Genomic DNA, 212 nt, shown 5'->3' with positions numbered 1-212 from the left:
ACTTCTACTTCTTCTGACTCTTCCGCTTCTGCAATTACTTCCACTTCTTCTGGCTCTTCTGTTTCTGTAATTACTTCCACTTCTTCTGACTCTTCTGCTTCTGCGATTACTTCTACTTCTTCTGACTCTTCTGCTTCTGCAATTACTTCCACTTCTTCTGATTCTGCAATCACTTCTACTTCTTCTAGCTCTTCTGTTTCTGTAATTACTTC

Annotated in this window: 1 protein-coding gene; it reads right to left on the bottom strand. The window is 39.6% G+C overall.

Translation table 11 applies throughout. The features are described from left to right. Positions 1–212: hypothetical protein (locus MR167_RS33890; RefSeq protein WP_242316334.1), on the bottom strand; the 212-nt coding region annotated here is incomplete at both ends.

The organism is Bacillus cereus group sp. BfR-BA-01355 (genome assembly GCF_022663675.1).
Lineage (GTDB): Bacteria > Bacillota > Bacilli > Bacillales > Bacillaceae_G > Bacillus_A > Bacillus_A thuringiensis_S.
This window is presented reverse-complemented; position numbering and strand designations above follow the sequence as displayed.